Source organism: Mesorhizobium sp. M7A.F.Ca.MR.148.00.0.0, assembly GCF_003997735.1.
Taxonomy (GTDB): Bacteria; Pseudomonadota; Alphaproteobacteria; order Rhizobiales; family Rhizobiaceae; genus Mesorhizobium.
In genome coordinates this window covers 1,862-2,868 of the sequence record NZ_RZTB01000083.1, presented here as the reverse complement: position 1 = coordinate 2,868, position 1,007 = coordinate 1,862, and the positions used below count along the sequence as shown (strand labels likewise).

1 protein-coding gene and 1 pseudogene (1 of these 2 cut by a window edge) are annotated in these 1,007 nt (G+C 60.1%); both read left to right on the top strand.

The window, feature by feature from the left end:
* Positions 1–289: three component ABC system middle component (locus EOB49_RS36985; RefSeq protein WP_206526135.1), on the top strand; the 289-nt coding region annotated here is incomplete at its 5' end.
* A pseudogene (locus EOB49_RS24110) lies at positions 290–1,007 on the top strand (DUF3732 domain-containing protein); it runs 1,244 nt beyond the window's last position.

The window sequence follows — 1,007 nt, the reverse complement described above, 5'->3', positions numbered from 1 at the left end:
CGCGGCCAAGCTCGGGAAGGAACGGGAACAACTCCTCGCCGTCCACGAGCGAGCGCTGCTGCTGCGTACTCTGACATTGCAATCGGCCGCTGTCGGTGTGAGCGGGCGGCTGCTGTCCGTGGATTACAAGGATGCTACTTTAAGAGCAAACGTACCAGAACCGAAACCGAGGAGGCTCGTCCTTCCAGAGCGCGTCAAGCACCTCGGACCTGCCTCGGAGAAATTGGGTTTCTGGTTTTCGAACCTGGGGACCGCGCAGGTGGCCAACCTGTTACGGGTGGAGTTCTAGATGTATTTCCAGCTTCGAAAACTGATCCTTTGGCCCCGCAATGGTGCAGCGCCGCGGGTCGTCAAGTTCGAGCCCGGTGTCGTCAACGTCATCAGCGGCGCGTCGAAGACCGGGAAGTCCGCCGTTATCCCTATTGTTGATTACTGTCTGGGCTCGGAGAAATGCGCGATTCCGGTGGGCGTAATCCGCGAGAACTGCAGCTGGTTCGGCATTCTGATCGAGACGCTGGAGGGCGAAAAGCTCTTGGCGCGACGCGAACCGGGGGACCAACAGAGCACAGGCGACATGGTGCTGCTGGAGGGCGCACAGGTCGAAATTCCGGAGACGATCACCGACAAGACCACCAATGTCGACACGGTCAAGCGCGCGATGAACCGCCTGGCAGGACTGACTGACCTCGACTTCGAACCAGGTACAGAGAATGGATTCAAGCAAAGGCCAAGCTTCCGCGACCTCATGGCCTTCACGTTCCAACCTCAGAACGTGATCGCCAATCCCGACGTGATGTTTTTCAAGGCCGATACGACGGAACACCGGGAGAAGCTAAAGACCATCTTCCCGTACGTTCTGGGCGCGGTCACGGCAAAGATTCTCCAGGCGCGGTTTGAGATCGATCGGCTCCAGCGCAACCTCCGCCGGAAGGAGGCTGAGCTACGCGCGATCGTGTCGGCAACTGGCGCTTGGCGGGCGGAGGCGGAGGCGTGGCTGCGTCAGGCAG